The 13,627-nt window shown below is 74.2% G+C and carries 16 protein-coding genes; 13 read left to right on the top strand and 3 right to left on the bottom strand.

Going from position 1 to position 13,627, the window contains the following annotated elements; genetic code table 11:
• Positions 1 to 41 precede the first annotated feature (41 nt).
• The 11 genes from hemE (at position 42) to ABD285_RS03575 (ending at position 9,408) form a co-directional block, all read left to right on the top strand.
• Positions 42 to 1,100 (top strand): uroporphyrinogen decarboxylase, encoded by a 1,059-nt coding sequence (gene hemE / locus ABD285_RS03625; RefSeq protein WP_284253932.1) that lies wholly within the window; start codon positions 42 to 44, stop codon positions 1,098 to 1,100.
• 2 nt (positions 1,101 to 1,102) lie between these two features.
• Positions 1,103 to 2,368, top strand: coding sequence for a protoporphyrinogen/coproporphyrinogen oxidase (locus ABD285_RS03620; RefSeq protein WP_344200386.1), 1,266 nt, complete (start codon positions 1,103 to 1,105; stop codon positions 2,366 to 2,368).
• A 47-nt stretch (positions 2,369 to 2,415) separates the two neighbouring features.
• Positions 2,416 to 2,766: a YtxH domain-containing protein gene (locus ABD285_RS03615; RefSeq protein WP_284253931.1), complete on the top strand. Its 351-nt coding sequence runs from the start codon at positions 2,416 to 2,418 to the stop codon at positions 2,764 to 2,766.
• Between the two features lie 16 nt (positions 2,767 to 2,782).
• Entirely contained in the window at positions 2,783 to 3,214 is a 432-nt protein-coding gene (locus ABD285_RS03610) for a phage holin family protein (RefSeq protein ID WP_284253930.1), read from the top strand.
• Complete coding sequence (locus ABD285_RS03605) at positions 3,211 to 3,417, top strand: hypothetical protein (RefSeq protein ID WP_284253929.1); 207 nt, start codon at positions 3,211 to 3,213, stop codon at positions 3,415 to 3,417. Before ABD285_RS03610 ends, ABD285_RS03605 begins: the two co-directional genes overlap by 4 nt.
• A gap of 170 nt (positions 3,418 to 3,587) precedes the next feature.
• Complete coding sequence (hemQ, locus tag ABD285_RS03600; RefSeq protein ID WP_344200382.1) at positions 3,588 to 4,244, top strand: hydrogen peroxide-dependent heme synthase; 657 nt, start codon at positions 3,588 to 3,590, stop codon at positions 4,242 to 4,244.
• On the top strand, positions 4,241 to 5,413 hold the full coding sequence (locus ABD285_RS03595) for a ferrochelatase (RefSeq protein ID WP_425564931.1): 1,173 nt from the start codon (positions 4,241 to 4,243) through the stop codon (positions 5,411 to 5,413). The genes hemQ and ABD285_RS03595 overlap by 4 nt, the downstream gene beginning before the upstream one ends.
• The gene (gene hemC / locus ABD285_RS03590) at positions 5,356 to 6,366 is read left to right on the top strand and encodes a hydroxymethylbilane synthase (RefSeq protein ID WP_425564930.1); all 1,011 of its coding nucleotides are present in this window, start codon (positions 5,356 to 5,358) and stop codon (positions 6,364 to 6,366) included. The genes ABD285_RS03595 and hemC overlap by 58 nt, the downstream gene beginning before the upstream one ends.
• Positions 6,363 to 7,124, top strand: a complete 762-nt coding sequence (locus tag ABD285_RS03585) for a uroporphyrinogen-III synthase (protein ID WP_284253927.1) — start codon at positions 6,363 to 6,365, stop codon at positions 7,122 to 7,124. The genes hemC and ABD285_RS03585 overlap by 4 nt, the downstream gene beginning before the upstream one ends.
• The gene (gene hemB, locus ABD285_RS03580) at positions 7,121 to 8,104 is read left to right on the top strand and encodes a porphobilinogen synthase (protein ID WP_344200378.1); all 984 of its coding nucleotides are present in this window, start codon (positions 7,121 to 7,123) and stop codon (positions 8,102 to 8,104) included. Before ABD285_RS03585 ends, hemB begins: the two co-directional genes overlap by 4 nt.
• Positions 8,101 to 9,408, top strand: coding sequence for a glutamate-1-semialdehyde 2,1-aminomutase (locus ABD285_RS03575; protein ID WP_344200375.1), 1,308 nt, complete (start codon positions 8,101 to 8,103; stop codon positions 9,406 to 9,408). The genes hemB and ABD285_RS03575 overlap by 4 nt, the downstream gene beginning before the upstream one ends.
• 52 nt (positions 9,409 to 9,460) lie before the next feature.
• Here ABD285_RS03575 and ABD285_RS03570 read toward each other — a convergent pair whose 3' ends face one another.
• Genes ABD285_RS03570 through ABD285_RS03560 form a run of 3 tightly spaced genes read right to left on the bottom strand, consistent with a single transcriptional unit; the run spans position 9,461 to position 11,513 of the window.
• Positions 9,461 to 9,865: a DUF1304 domain-containing protein gene (locus ABD285_RS03570; protein WP_344200372.1), complete on the bottom strand. Its 405-nt coding sequence runs from the start codon at positions 9,863 to 9,865 to the stop codon at positions 9,461 to 9,463.
• 35 nt (positions 9,866 to 9,900) lie between these two features.
• Entirely contained in the window at positions 9,901 to 10,923 is a 1,023-nt protein-coding gene (locus tag ABD285_RS03565) for a 6-phosphofructokinase (RefSeq protein ID WP_284253925.1), read from the bottom strand.
• A gap of 47 nt (positions 10,924 to 10,970) precedes the next feature.
• Complete coding sequence (locus tag ABD285_RS03560) at positions 10,971 to 11,513, bottom strand: GNAT family N-acetyltransferase (protein WP_344200367.1); 543 nt, start codon at positions 11,511 to 11,513, stop codon at positions 10,971 to 10,973.
• A 76-nt stretch (positions 11,514 to 11,589) separates the two neighbouring features.
• Between ABD285_RS03560 and ABD285_RS03555 the strand changes: the two genes are divergently transcribed.
• Both ABD285_RS03555 and ABD285_RS03550 read left to right on the top strand, forming a co-directional pair.
• Entirely contained in the window at positions 11,590 to 12,531 is a 942-nt protein-coding gene (locus ABD285_RS03555; protein ID WP_344200361.1) for a DNA-3-methyladenine glycosylase family protein, read from the top strand.
• Positions 12,532 to 12,593: 62 nt separating this feature from the next.
• Positions 12,594 to 13,625, top strand: a complete 1,032-nt coding sequence (locus ABD285_RS03550; protein WP_284253921.1) for an NAD-dependent epimerase/dehydratase family protein — start codon at positions 12,594 to 12,596, stop codon at positions 13,623 to 13,625.
• Positions 13,626 to 13,627: the final 2 nt, after the last annotated feature.

Here is a 13,627-nt window from a genome sequence, read left to right as displayed (position 1 = left end):
GCGAGCCTGAATGCTCAGCCGCGCGACCGTACGCTGGGAGGGTGACCCTGCCCGCCGGCCATCCCCTCGTCGACGGGCGCACGAGCGCCTCCCTGCTCGTGCGCGCGATGCGCGGCGACCGACCGGCGACGCGCCCGGTCTGGTTCATGCGGCAGGCGGGCCGCTCGCTGCCCGAGTACCGCGCGGCACGCGAGGGCACCGAGATGCTCGAGGCCTGTCTGACGCCGGATCTCGCGGCCGAGATCACGCTGCAACCCGTGCGGCGGCTCGGCGTGGACGCCGCCGTGTACTTCAGCGACATCGTCGTGCCGGTGCTGCTCGCCGGCGTGGGGGTGCGGATCGTCTCCGGTCGCGGGCCGGTCGTCGACGAGCCCGTGCGATCGGCATCCGACGTGCTGAGGCTTCGCCCGCTCGACCCGGATGCCCTCGCCCCGATCCGCGAGGCGGTCGGCATCGTCGTCGACGGGCTCGGGTCGACGCCGCTGATCGCATTCGGCGGCGCTCCATATACTCTGGCGTCCTATCTGGTCGAGGGCGGACCGTCGAAGGACCAGCTGCGCACCCGGGCGCTCATGGTCTCCGATCCGCACACCTGGGCCGCCCTGCTCAACTGGTGCGCCGACGTGACGGGCGCGTTCCTGCGCGCGCAGGTCGAGGCGGGAGCGAGCGCGGCCCAGCTGTTCGACTCGTGGATGGGCACCCTGTCACGCGGCGACTACCAGAAGCGGGTCGCGCCGCACTCCCGTCGCGCGTTCGACGCGCTCCGGGGCACCGAGGTGCCGCGCGTGCACTTCGGGCTGGGGGCGGGCGAGGTGCTCGACCTGCTGCCCGCGATCGGCGCCGAGGTGATCGGCATCGACTGGCGCCTGCCGCTGGAGGCCGCGGCCGAGCGCATCGGCGCGCCGTTGCCCCTGCAGGGCAACATCGACCCGGCCTACCTCGGGGCTCCGTGGGATCTGCTCGCGGCCCACGCGCGCGACGTCATGCGCCGCGGCGACGCACTTCCCGGGCACATCGTCAACCTCGGTCACGGGGTGCCGCCCGAGACGGACCCCGACGTGCTCGCCCGGCTCGTCGAACTCGTGCACGCGGAGCCGTAGCCATGTCCCGCGTCGACGAGGTCGTGGTCGGCGGCGGGATCGCGGGCCTGGTGCTCGCCCGCCGCCTCGCGATGGCGGGCCGCAAGGTCGCGCTCCTCGAGGCGTCGGATCGGCTGGGCGGGCAGCTGCTGCGCATCGAGGTCGCCGGCATCACGGTGGATGCCGGGGCCGAGTCGTTCGCGACGCGCGGCGGCGTCGTCGCGCAGCTCGCGACCGAGATCGGCCTGGGCGCCGACCTCGTGAGCCCGCTCGACGCGCCCGCATGGCTGTACCGCGACGACGGCTCGGCGATCGCGCTGCCGGCGACGAGTCTGCTCGGCATCCCGGGGGTGCCGCTCGCGGCCGACGTGATCGCGGCGATCGGCACCCGCGCCGCGATGCGCGCGGAGCTCGACGTCGCCATGCCGCCGACCGTCGGCGCGAAGGCGGCGACCCTCGGTGAGCTGGTCCGCCGCCGGATGGGCTCGGCGGTGCTGCGCGGACTCGTCGACCCCGTCGTGCGCGGCGTCCACTCGACGAGCGCCGATCAGCTGCCGCTGGAGCGCGCGCACCCGGGACTGCGCACCGCCCTGCTGCGGGAGGGATCGCTCTCGCACGGCGTCCTGAGCCTGCGCGCGGGGGCCGCGGCCGGATCGCAGGTGGGCGGCATCCGGGGCGGGATGGCGCGGCTCGCTGACGAGCTCATCGCCGATCTCGAACTGTTCGGCGTCGACGTGCGGCTCGGCGCGCGGATCGCGTTCGACGAGCTCACCCGGCAGCGCGCGGGCGATGTCGAGGGCCGTGTCGTCCTCGCCGCGGCGCCGCCGACGGCGGGCGAGCACCGGGTCACGATCGTGCTCCTCGCGGTCGACCAGCCCGCGCTCGACGCCGCGCCGCGCGGCACGGGGATGCTCGTCGCGACGGACGCGCCGGGGGTGCGCGCGCGGGCGCTCACCCACCTCACCGCCAAGTGGGCGTGGGTGGGCGAACAGGCTGCGGGGCGCCACGTTCTGCGCCTCTCGTACGACGGGCACGGCATCCCGGACCTGGCCGATGTCGCGCGCCGCGACGCCGCGACACTGCTCGGCGTGACCCTCGACGCGCCGCTCGACGTCGCGATCGTCCCCTGGGTGCGGGCTGCGCCGGCAACACATGCCGTTGACGGAATGCGTCGGATCGGGGAGGCTGAGAGCGGGACGGGCCTGGCCGCGGTGGTCGCCGCCGCCGAGCGCGAAGCCGGGAGGCTCCTGGACGAGCGCGCGGAGGAGGACGGGGTCGCGACAGACTGATCCGGTCCTCCGCCCCGGACTTCCCCTCGAGAAACAGGGAGCACGCCATGAAAGGCAAGATCCTCTTCGTCGCCGGCCTCGGCATCGGCTACGTGCTCGGCACCCGTGCCGGCCGCGAGCAGTACGAGCGGCTCAAGGCGCAGGCCGCCCGGCTGTGGAACGACCCGCGCGTGCAGAAGCAGGTCGACGCGGTCGAGGAGTTCGTGAAGGACAAGGCACCGGATGTCGCCGAGTTCGTGACCGACGGCGCCAAGAAGGTCGTCAGCCAGGTCTCGAACCGCAAGGCGCCGACGCGGTCGCGCTCGGCCGGCACCCGGTCGAGCACCACGCGCTCCGGAGGCACCCGATCGACGGGCTCGGGTTCGCGCGGCGGATCGACCTCCACCGCGAACGACTGACCGGAGGGCCGATCGCATGGCCACCGCATCCCCGCAGCAGCCGCGCCCGCGGCAGCGCACACCCTCGCTCGTCGAGCTCCTGACCGATCTGCCCAACCGGGTCACCGCGCTCGTCCACGCTGAGCTCGATCTCATCAAGACCGAGGTCATCGGCAAGGCGAAGGCGCTCGGGATCGGCGCAGGGCTGCTGCTGGCCGCCGTGATCATCCTGGGCTTCATGGTCGGGGTGCTGCTCACCGCGGCGGTGCTCGCACTCTCCCTCGTGCTGCCGGGCTGGCTCGCGGCGCTCATCGTCGCGGCGTTCCTGCTGATCGTCGCGGTCGTCGTGGGGCTCATCGGCTGGCGGGTGCTGAAGAAGGGTCTGCCGCCGGTGCCGCAGGAGTCGCTGCGCAGCCTGCGGAGCGATCTGCGCACCGTTCGCGGACTCGGAAAGCGAGGAGCAGCATGACGACGTTGGATGAGGCCCGCGACAACGCGGCCCGGGCCCGGGCTGCGCTCGAGGCGAATCTCAACGGGCTGGAAGACAAGCTGAACGTTCCGAAGCGCGTGGCGAACGCGTACCGGCGCAACCCGTTGATGGTGATCGGGGTCGGCATCGGCGTCGCGGCCGCGATCGCGGGCGTCATCGCGTGGCGCGTCGTGCGCGACTGACTCCGCGCCGTGGTGGCGCGGCCCGGTGCGCCACAACCGATCCACGGTTTGCCATCGGTCGCAGACCGCGCGGACTGAATCGGATGGCGAACACCGGATCGGATCGCGGGCCGCGAGCCTGAGTACGCGCTGATTAACCCCCGGGCGCCGACCGGGGCTAGGATGGTCGGGTGACCGGCCCGACACCCGAGCCCGCCGCGTACGCGCTGTGGGCGGTCTTCCGGCGCGATCCGTCGTGGCGCGCCGAGCCCCAGCACGACCTCGCGGACGCCGTCGGCGACACCGTCGAGGTGCGCGGCTTCTACGACGTCTCCGGCCTGCGAGCCGACGCCGACGTGCTCGTCTGGCTCGTCGGGCGGCAGGCGGCCGACCTGCAGCAGGCGCTGCGGCGGCTGCGGCGCGCGGCGCCGTTCACGTCGATGGCGCCGGTGTGGAACGTCATGGGCGTGCACCGCGACGCCGAGTTCAGCCCGAACCACTCCCCCGCCTACGCGCGCGGTCTCGCACCCAAGGACTGGATCACCGTCTACCCCTTCGTGCGCAGCTACGAGTGGTACCTGCTGCCCGACGAGCAGCGCCGCGCGATGCTCGCCGAGCACGGCGGCATGGGTGCCGAGCACCGCGCCGTGCAGGCCAACACCGTCGCGGCGTTCGCCCTGAACGACTACGAGTGGATCCTCGCGCTCGAGGCCGACGATCCGATCGAGCTCGTCGACCTCATGCGGCACCTGCGGCAGGCCGAGGCCCGTCGCCACGTGCGCGAGGAGGTGCCGTTCTTCACCGGCCGCCGGGTGGAGGCGGCCGAGCTCGCGGAGCTCATCGCGTGAGCAGCATCACGAACAACGGCGTCGTCGTGCCCGCGGCGACGCCGGGGGCCGAGCGCGGTCCGGAGCACGTCGAGACGCCCGTCGCCTACGACGCGATCGTGCTCGCCGGCTTCGGCGGCCCGGAGGGGCAGGACGACGTCATCCCCTTCCTGCGGAACGTGACGCGCGGCCGCGGCATCCCCGACGAGCGGCTCGAGGAGGTCGCGCACCACTACCGGCACTTCGGCGGGGTGAGCCCGATCAACGAGCAGAACCGCCGGCTGAAGGCGGCGGTCGAGGCCGAGCTGGCATCCCGCGGCATCGACCTGCCGGTCGTCTGGGGCAACCGCAACTGGGGTCCCTATGTGGCCGACGCGCTGCGTGAGGCGAGCGAGCGCGGTCTCTCGACGCTCCTCGGCCTGGCCACCAGCGCCTACAGCTCCTACTCGAGCTGCCGGCAGTACCGCGAGGACTTCGCGGGCGCGCTCGCCGAGACCGGCCTGGGCGACGCGCTGCGCATCGACAAGGTGCGCCAGTACTTCGACCATCCGGGCTTCGTCGAGCCGTTCGTCGAGGGCCTGCGCGCCGCGCTCGCCGACCTCGCGGAGCGCGGGATCGCCGAGAGCGCGATCCGGGTGCTGTTCGCGACCCACAGCATCCCCACCGCCGACGCCGAGCGCTCCGGCCCGCGGGACCGCGACTTCGGCGACGGCGGCGCCTACGCCGCCCAGCACCGCGCGGTCGCCGAGGTCGTCATGCGCGACGCCGGCGCCGACGCCGCGTGGCAGCTCGTGTACCAGAGCCGCTCCGGGCCGGCGACCCAGCCGTGGCTCGAGCCCGACGTCAACGACGTGATCGCCGGATTGCCGGCGCAGGGCGTCGAGGCCGTCGTGATCGTGCCGCTCGGCTTCGTGAGCGACCACATGGAGGTGCTCTGGGACCTCGACACCGAGGCCACCGCGACGGCGGCGGAGCACGGTCTCGTGGTCATCCGGACCCCGACCCCCGGCACGCACCCGGCGTACGTGAGCGGGCTGGTCGACCTCGTCCTCGAACGGGTGAACGGCACGCCGACCGCCGAGCGCCCGGCCCTCACCGAGCTGGGGCCCTGGTACGACGTGTGCCGCCCGGGATGCTGCGAGAACGCGCGCCTGGGCTTCAAGCCCGCGATCGCGGGGGTGGCGCCGTGACCGCGGCGAGCGGGTCGGCGCTGCGCATCGGCACGCGCGGGTCCGCGCTGGCGCTGGCGCAGGCGACACCCGTCGCCGAGAAGCTCGGGGCCGAGCTCGTCGTGATCCAGTCCGGTGGCGACCGCGATCGCAGCACGCCGCTCGCCGACTTCGGCGGCACGGGCGTGTTCGTGACGGCCCTGCGCGAGGCGCTGCTGGCCGGCGAGGTGGATGCGCTCATCCACTCGTACAAGGACCTCCCGACCGCGCCCGCCGACGGCCTCGAGATCGCCGCGGTGCCCCGGCGCGCCGACGCCCGCGATGCTCTCGCCGCCCGCGACGGACTGACGCTCGAGCACCTGCCCCAGGGCGCGCGGATCGGCACCGGCTCGCCACGCCGCCGCGCGCAGCTGCTGGCCCGTCGCGCGGATCTCGACGTCGTCGGCCTGCGCGGCAACATCGACACCCGCCTCGGCCGCGTCGGCGGCGCGGATGCCGGGATCGATCCCGAACGCCGGCTCGACGCGATCGTGCTCGCGGCCGCGGGGCTCGACCGGCTCGGCCGCTCCGCCGAGGCGACCGAGCTCTTCCCGCTCGACCCGTGGCCGACCGCGCCGGCGCAGGGCGCGCTCGCCGTCGAGGCGCGCACCGGCGCCGTGCCGCGTGCGCTGCGCTCGGTCGACCACCAGCCGTCGCGCCTCACCGCCGAGGCCGAGCGCGCGGTGCTCGCGCGGCTCGAGGCGGGATGTGCCGCCCCGCTCGGCGTGCACGCACTGCTCGACGACGGCCTGCTGTTCGTGAGCGCCCGGGTCTACGCGCTCGACGGCAGTGCGCACCTCACGAGCTCCCACGCGATGTATGCGGCCGACGTGCGCGATCCGGCCGGTGAGCTGGCGGCCCGAGTCGCGGGCGAGCTGCTCGACCAGGGCGCCGCGGAGCTCGCGCCGCTCGGTCCCGGCGGAGCTGCGTCGTGACCGCGCCCAAGCCCCTCGCCGGGTGGCGCGTGCTCGTGCCGCGCGGTGGTAAGTGGGGCGACAACGTGTCGGCGTCGCTGCGCGGCTACGGCGCCGTGCCGGTGGTCGCGCCCCTCATCAACTTCGCGTCGCCGGAGGACCCGACCCGCCTCGGGCACGCCCTGCAGGAGCTGGGCGCCGGCGCCTACGACTGGCTCGTCGTCACGAGCGCCACGACGGTCGACGTGCTCGTGAGCCAGGGGACGACCGTGCCGGATGCGACCCGCATCGCCGCCGTCGGCGAGACCACCGGGGCGGCGCTCTCGCTCGCCGGCTACCGCGTCGACTACATGCCGAGCCGCGACAACTCGGCGCGCGGGCTCATCAAGGAGTGGCCGGCCAGCGACATCCGGGGCCGCGTGCTGATCCCGCAGTCCGACATCGCGGAGCCCACGCTCGTCGCCGGGCTCGAGGAGCTCGGCTTCGCGGTGGAGTACGTGACCGCATACCGCACCGTGGGCCTGCCGGTCGCGGACGACATCCGGAGCGATGTCGCCTCGGGCCGGATCGGCGCCGTGCTCGTGACCTCGGGCAGCGTCGCGCGCCAGATCGCGGCGCAGCTCGCGCCGCTGCCGGAGGCCACCGTCGTCGCCTGCATCGGGCCGCGCACCGCCGTCGATGCACGCGCGGCCGGGCTCACCGTGCACGTCATCCCGGAGGAGCGCACGGCCGAGGCGCTCGTCGCCGCGCTCGCCGAGCACGTGGAGGCGCTCGGATGAGCGGATTCCCGACCGTGCGACCGCGGCGGCTGCGGGCGACCCCCGCGCTGCGGCGACTCGTGGCCGAGACGCGTCTGCATCCCGCGCAGCTGATCCTGCCGATGTTCGTGCGCGAGGGCGCGGCCGAGTCCGTGCCGATCGGGTCGATGCCCGGCGTCGTGCAGCACACCCTCGACTCGCTGCGGGCCGAGGTCGCGCGCGCGGCCGCGGCCGGCATCGGGGGCGTCATGCTCTTCGGCGTGCCGGAGCACAAGGACGCGATCGGATCGGGGGCGACCGATCCGGATGGCATCCTCAACGTCGCGACGCGGGTCGCGGTCGCCGAGGCGGGCGACGCGCTCGTCGTGCAGACCGACCTGTGCCTCGACGAATTCACCGACCACGGGCACTGCGGCGTGCTCGATGCGCGCGGTCGCGTCGACAACGACGCCTCGCTCGCGCGCTACCGCGACATGGGACTCGCCCAGGCCGAGGCCGGGTCGGCGGTGCTAGGACTCAGCGGGATGATGGACGGGCAGGTCGGCGCGGTACGGTCCGCGCTCGACTCGGCCGGGCATCCCGACACCGTCCTGCTCGGTTACGCCGCCAAATATGCCAGTACGTTCTACGGGCCGTTCCGCGAGGCGGTGCAGTCGTCGCTGCAGGGCGACCGGCGCAGCTACCAGCTCGACCCGGCGAACCGGCGCGAGGGCTTGCGCGAGGTGCTGCTCGACGTCGACGAGGGCGCCGACGTCGTCATGGTCAAACCGGCGATGTCGTATCTCGATGTGCTCGCCGACGCGGCGGCGGCGTCGCCCGTGCCGGTGTGGGCGTACCAGGTGAGCGGCGAGTACGCGATGGTCGAGGCCGCGGCGGCGCACGGCTGGATCGAGCGTGAGCGCGCGATCGACGAGTCGCTCGTCTCGATCGCGCGCGCGGGCGCCGAGGCGATCCTCACCTACTGGGCGATCGAGGCGGCCGAGCGCTGGGCGCGTTCGTGAGTCGCAACGACGACGTCGTCGCCCGCTCGCGAGCGGTGCTGCCGGGGGGAGTCAACTCGCCGGTGCGCGCGTTCGGCTCGGTCGGCGGGCTGCCCCGCACGATCGCGTCGGCGCGCGGCGCGTACGTGACCGACGTCGACGGGATCGAGTACGTGGACCTCGTCGGGTCGTGGGGTCCTGCGCTGCTCGGGCACGCCCATCCGGAGGTCGTCGAGGCGGTGCGGGAGGCCGCATCGCGCGGGCTGTCGTTCGGCGCCCCGACCGAGGGCGAGGCCGAGCTCGCCGAGCTGGTGATCGACCGGATGACGGTGGGCGCCACCCGCGCGGTCGAGAAGGTGCGCCTCGTGTCGACCGGCACCGAGGCGACCATGACGGCGATCCGGCTGGCCCGCGGCGCGACGGGGCGCGATCTGCTCATCAAGTTCGCGGGGCACTACCACGGGCACTCCGACGGCCTGCTCGCCGAGTCGGGCTCCGGCGTCGCGACGCTCGGGCTGCCGGGGTCGGCCGGCGTGCCGGAGCCGATCGCCGGGCTCACCCTCGTGCTGCCCTACAACGATCTCGACGCGGTGCGGGCGGCGTTCGCGGCGCATCCGGGGCGGATCGCCGCGATCATCGCGGAGGCCGCGGGCGCCAACGCCGGCGTTCTCGTGCCGGACTCCGGGTTCAACGCGGCGCTCGTCGACCTCGCCCACGCCGCGGGCGCGCTCGTGATCCTCGACGAGGTGCTCACCGGGTTCCGGGTCGGCCCGGCCGGCTGGTGGGGCCTCGACCCGAGCTACCTCCCCGACCTCGTCACCTGGGGCAAGGTGCTCGGCGGCGGCCTCCCGCTCGCCGGCCTCGGCGGTTGCGCCGAGCTCATGGATCGGCTCGCGCCGCTCGGCCCGGTGTACCAGGCGGGCACCCTCAGCGGGAACCCGCTCGCGGTCGCCGCCGGCATCGCCACGCTGCGCCTCGCCGACGCCGACGTGTACGCCCGGGTCGACGCGGCCGCCGCCCGCGTCTCCGGCGCGGTGGATGCCGCCCTCACCGCCGCCGGCATCCCGCATGTCATCTCCCGGGCCGGCTCGCTGTTCTCGATCGCGTTCCGCTCCGAGCCCGTGCGCGACTACACCGACGCCCGCGCGCAGGACGCGTTCCGGTATGCGGCCTTCTTCCACGCCCTCCTTGACGCGGGCGTCGCGCCTCCGCCGAGCGTCTTCGAGGCGTGGTTCCTCTCCGCCGCCCACGACGACGAATCCCTCGAGCGCATCGAAGCCGCGCTCCCCGCTGCCGCCGCCGCTGCCGCCGCATCCCGTCCCTAGCCGAAAACGCCCACTCGCGGCGCGCGACACTGGGCGTTTTTGGCCACGGGGGCTAGAGCACGACCCAGAGGACGCCGAAGATCAGCGCGATCAGCGGGGGGAGGCCCTGCGTGAGCGCCGCGCGGGCGAGCTTCGGGTTCGACGTGATGAGCACGATCGACGCGAGCAGCATGCTCGCGAGCGCGACCCCCGCGATGCCGACGCCGACGTTGTGCACGGGCGCCGCGGCGATCAGCACGATGCCGAGGCCCGTCGCGATCGCGAGGAAGAGGTTGTAGAAGCCCTGGTTGTAGGCCATCGGCTGCAGCACGGCGGCGTCGTCCCGCGACGCGACACCGAACCGGCGCCAGATCGTCGGCTTCGACCAGAGCACGCTCTCGAGGAAGAAGATCACGACGTGGATGAGCGCGGCCAGCACGGCGAAGATCAGCGCGATGACGAGGAACGCGGTGTCCATCCCCTCAGTGTCGCACCGCGCGCTGGGGCTACGGCTCAGCCGAAGAGCACCGACGCCTCCTCGTACCGGCTCTCCGGCACGGTCTTGAGGCGCCCGAGCGCGTCCTCGAACGGCACGTGCACGATCTGCGTGCCGCGAAGGGCGACCATGCGACCCCAATGCCCCTCGAGGATCGAGGTGACCGACGCCATCCCGTAGCGCGTCGCCAGCACGCGGTCGTAGGCCGACGGCGTGCCGCCGCGCTGGATGTGGCCGAGCGTCGTCGCGCGGGTCTCGATGCCGGTGCGGTGCTCGATCTCGGGCGCCAGCTGGTCGCCGATGCCGCCGAGCCGCGGGCGCCCGAACGCGTCGAGGCCGCGCTCGGAGTGCGCGTCGTCCATGGTGTCGAGCTGGAATCCCTCGGCCACGCAGATGAGCGGCGCGCGGCCGCGATCCCGGGCCGACTCCACCCACTCGATGATCTGGTCCATGCTCGTCTTGCGTTCGGGGATCAGGATCGCGTGGGCGCCGGCCGCCATGCCCGAGTGCAGCGCGATCCACCCCACGTGCCGGCCCATGACCTCCGCCACCATGCAGCGGCCGTGCGAGTCGCCGGTGGTGCGCAGCCGGTCCATCGACTCGGTCGCGATCTGCACCGCGGTGTCGAAGCCGAACGTGTAATCGGTCGCCGAGAGGTCGTTGTCGATGGTCTTCGGCACCCCGACGATCCGGATGCCCTCATCGGTCAGCCGCTTCGCCGCGGCGAGCGTGCCCTCCCCGCCGATCGCGATGATCGAGTCGATCCCGTTCTCGTCCATGACCTGAGCGACCCGCGCCGCGCCGCCGCCGTCGAACGGGTTGGTGCGCGAGCTGCCGAGGATCGTGCCGCCCTGCTTCGAGATGCCCATGACCTCGGGCCGGCCGAGCGGCATGAGGTCGGCCTCGACGACGCCCCTCCACCCGTTGCGGAAGCCGACGAACTCCATGTCGTGCAGCTTCGAGCCGGTGAGGACGGCGGCGCGGATGACCGCGTTGAGGCCGGGGCAGTCGCCCCCGGAGGTCAGGATGCCGATGCTCATCGTCCTCCATCATGCCGCGCCGCGACACCGGCCTCCGACCGGCCGGGCTAGGGGGCCGCCGGGCGGTCGATGCCGAAGAGTTCGCAGGTCGCGTTGTAGTACGCGTCGGTCGTGCCCAGGTGCGTCATCCCGATCCGCAGCGCGACCACCTGCGACGCGCGGTTGCCGGGGTTCGTCACGGCGAGCACGCGGGGCAGTCCGCCGGCGAACGCGTGGTCGAGCACGGCGCGCGCGGCCTCCGAGGCGTAGCCGTGGCCCCACGCGTCGGGATGCAGGTGCCATCCGATCTCGACGTCCCCCGACGGCAGGAGCGGGCTCTCGGGGCCGGAGGCCGGCAGCGGCTTGAGGAGCGCGACGCCGAGTCGCCCGCCCGTGACCCGGTCGGTGATCGCCCAGATGCCGTGGACGGGATGCTCGAGCGCGGCGTAGCGCTCGACCCGCTCGACGGCCTCGGCGCGATCGGTCATCACCCGGGGCACGAGGCCGATGAAGCGCTGGACCTCCCAGCGCGAGTACATGTCGAAGACGAAGTCGACGTCGTCGGGACCGAAGGAGCGGAGGCTGAGCCGCTCGGTCGTCAGATCGGCCATCCGTCGACCCTACGTCCGACGGCGACGGAACCTCGCGCTAGAGTCCGCGCATGAGCACGGCCACGTCGACCACCGGATGCGGCGCCTCGCCGGGTGCCGCTCCGGCCGGCTCGTGATGCTCACCGGGATCTACCGGCCCGCCCAGCGGGTCGCGGTGGACGCCACCCTCGCCCCGCTGGTCTTCGGCCCGCGCGACCCGGCCGCGCGCCGGGACGCGCGCGGCTGGTGGCTCGCGTTCCGCACGCCCGAGGGCGACGCGACGCTGCGGCTGACCGAGAGCGCCCACGGCATCGCCGGGAGCGCCTGGGGCCCGGGGGCCGGCGCCGCCCTCGACGCGATGCCGCGGCTGCTCGGCGCCGATGACGACCCGACCGGATTCGACCCCTCGCGGCATCCGGTGATCCGCGACCTGCATCACCGGATGCCGGGGCTGCGGCTGGCGCGCACCGGCCGGCTCCTGCCGCACCTGGTGCCGACGATCATGGGGCAGAAGGTGACCTCCGTCGAGGCGATGCGCGCCTGGCGGGTGCTCGTGCACCGGCACGGCACGCCGGCGCCCGGACCCGCGCCGGAGGGCATGCGCATCCCGCCGGATGCGGCGACCTGGCGGCGTGTCCCGTCGTGGGAGTGGCACCGTGCCGGCGTCACGCCGCAGCGCGCCGACACGCTCATGCGGGTCATGGCCGTGGGCGACACGCTCGAGCGCTCCGCCGCGCTGCCGGCGGCGGCGGCGGTGCGCCGGATGCGGACGGTCACCGGCATCGGCGTCTGGACCGCGCACGAGACGGTGCAGCGCTCGCACGGCGACCCGGACTCGGTGAGCATCGGCGACCTGCACCTCGCGAAGCAGGTCGGCATGGCGCTCGCGGGGCAGCGCGTCGACGACGACGGGATGCTCGAACTGCTCGAGCCGTGGCGCGGCCACCGGCACCGGGTGGTGCGCTACCTCGAGGTGTCCGGGGTCGGGTACGAGCGGCGGGCGCCGCGGATGGCGATCCCCGCGCACCGCACCCGGTAGCCGGCTTCGCTCTCGGCAGAGCCGCGTTGACCTGCGCAGCGGATCCGTCGTTGCATGGGGCCATGCGGATCCTGGTGCTCGGTGGCACGGCGTGGGTGGGACGCGAGGTCGTCGGCGAGGCGCTGCGCCGCGGCCACGACGTGACCGCGCTGGCTCGGGGCGAGGCGGGTGCGCCGCCGGACGGCGCGAGGTTCGTGCGCGCCGACCGCGATGCGCCGGACGCCTACGCCGCGGTGACCGGCGAGGACTGGGATGCCGTCGTCGACCTCGCGACGCATCCCGGCCACGTGCGGGCAGCGGCGTCCGTGCTCGCCGGACGCGCGCGGCACGTCGTGTACGTCTCGACCTGCTCGGTCTACCTGCGCGCGAACGAGGGAGGCACGGGAGATCTGGGCGCCGACGAGTCGGCGCCGGTGCACCCCGCGCTCGCCGCCGACACGATGGCCTCGCTCGAGGAGTACGGAGCCGCGAAGGTCGCGTGCGAGGAGGCGGTGCGCTCCGCGTTCGGCGAGGCGCGCTCGTTCATCGCGCGGCCGAGCCTCATCGGCGGACCCGGCGATCCCTCGCAGCGCACGACCTACTGGCCGGCCCGCTTCGCGCATCCGTCGAATCCGGAGCGGCAGGTGCTCGTGCCCGACACCCCCGACCGGCCGACACAGGTCACCGACGTGCGCGACCTCGCCGCCTTCCTGGTGGAGGCCGCGGAGCGACGCTTCACCGGGATCGCGAACGTGACCGGCGAGACGCTGCCGTTCTCCGAGCACCTCTCGATCGCGCAGCGCGCGGTCGGCTGGAGCGGCACCCTGGTCGCGGCGGACGAGGCGTGGATCGCCGAGCGCGAGGTCGGGTACTGGGCCGGGCCGCGATCCCTGCCGCTGTGGCTGCCGACCGAGCTGGTCGCGCTCGCGGCGCACGACAGCTCGCGCGCGGTCGCCCTCGGGCTGCGCCGTCGCCCGCTCGAGCAGACCCTGCGCGATGGCGCAGATCAGGCCGCCGCGGATGCCGTCGCCGGCCCCACCACGGGAGAACGGCGCGCCGGGCTCACCGACGACGCCGAACGCGCGCTGCTCGCCGAACTCGCGGCCGACGCCTGAGC

It is taken from the genome of Pseudolysinimonas kribbensis (assembly GCF_039531715.1).
GTDB classification, from domain to species: Bacteria; Actinomycetota; Actinomycetes; order Actinomycetales; family Microbacteriaceae; genus Pseudolysinimonas; species Pseudolysinimonas kribbensis.
Note: the sequence above shows the minus strand (reverse complement) of the source record. Positions and strands in the feature narration are given on the sequence as shown.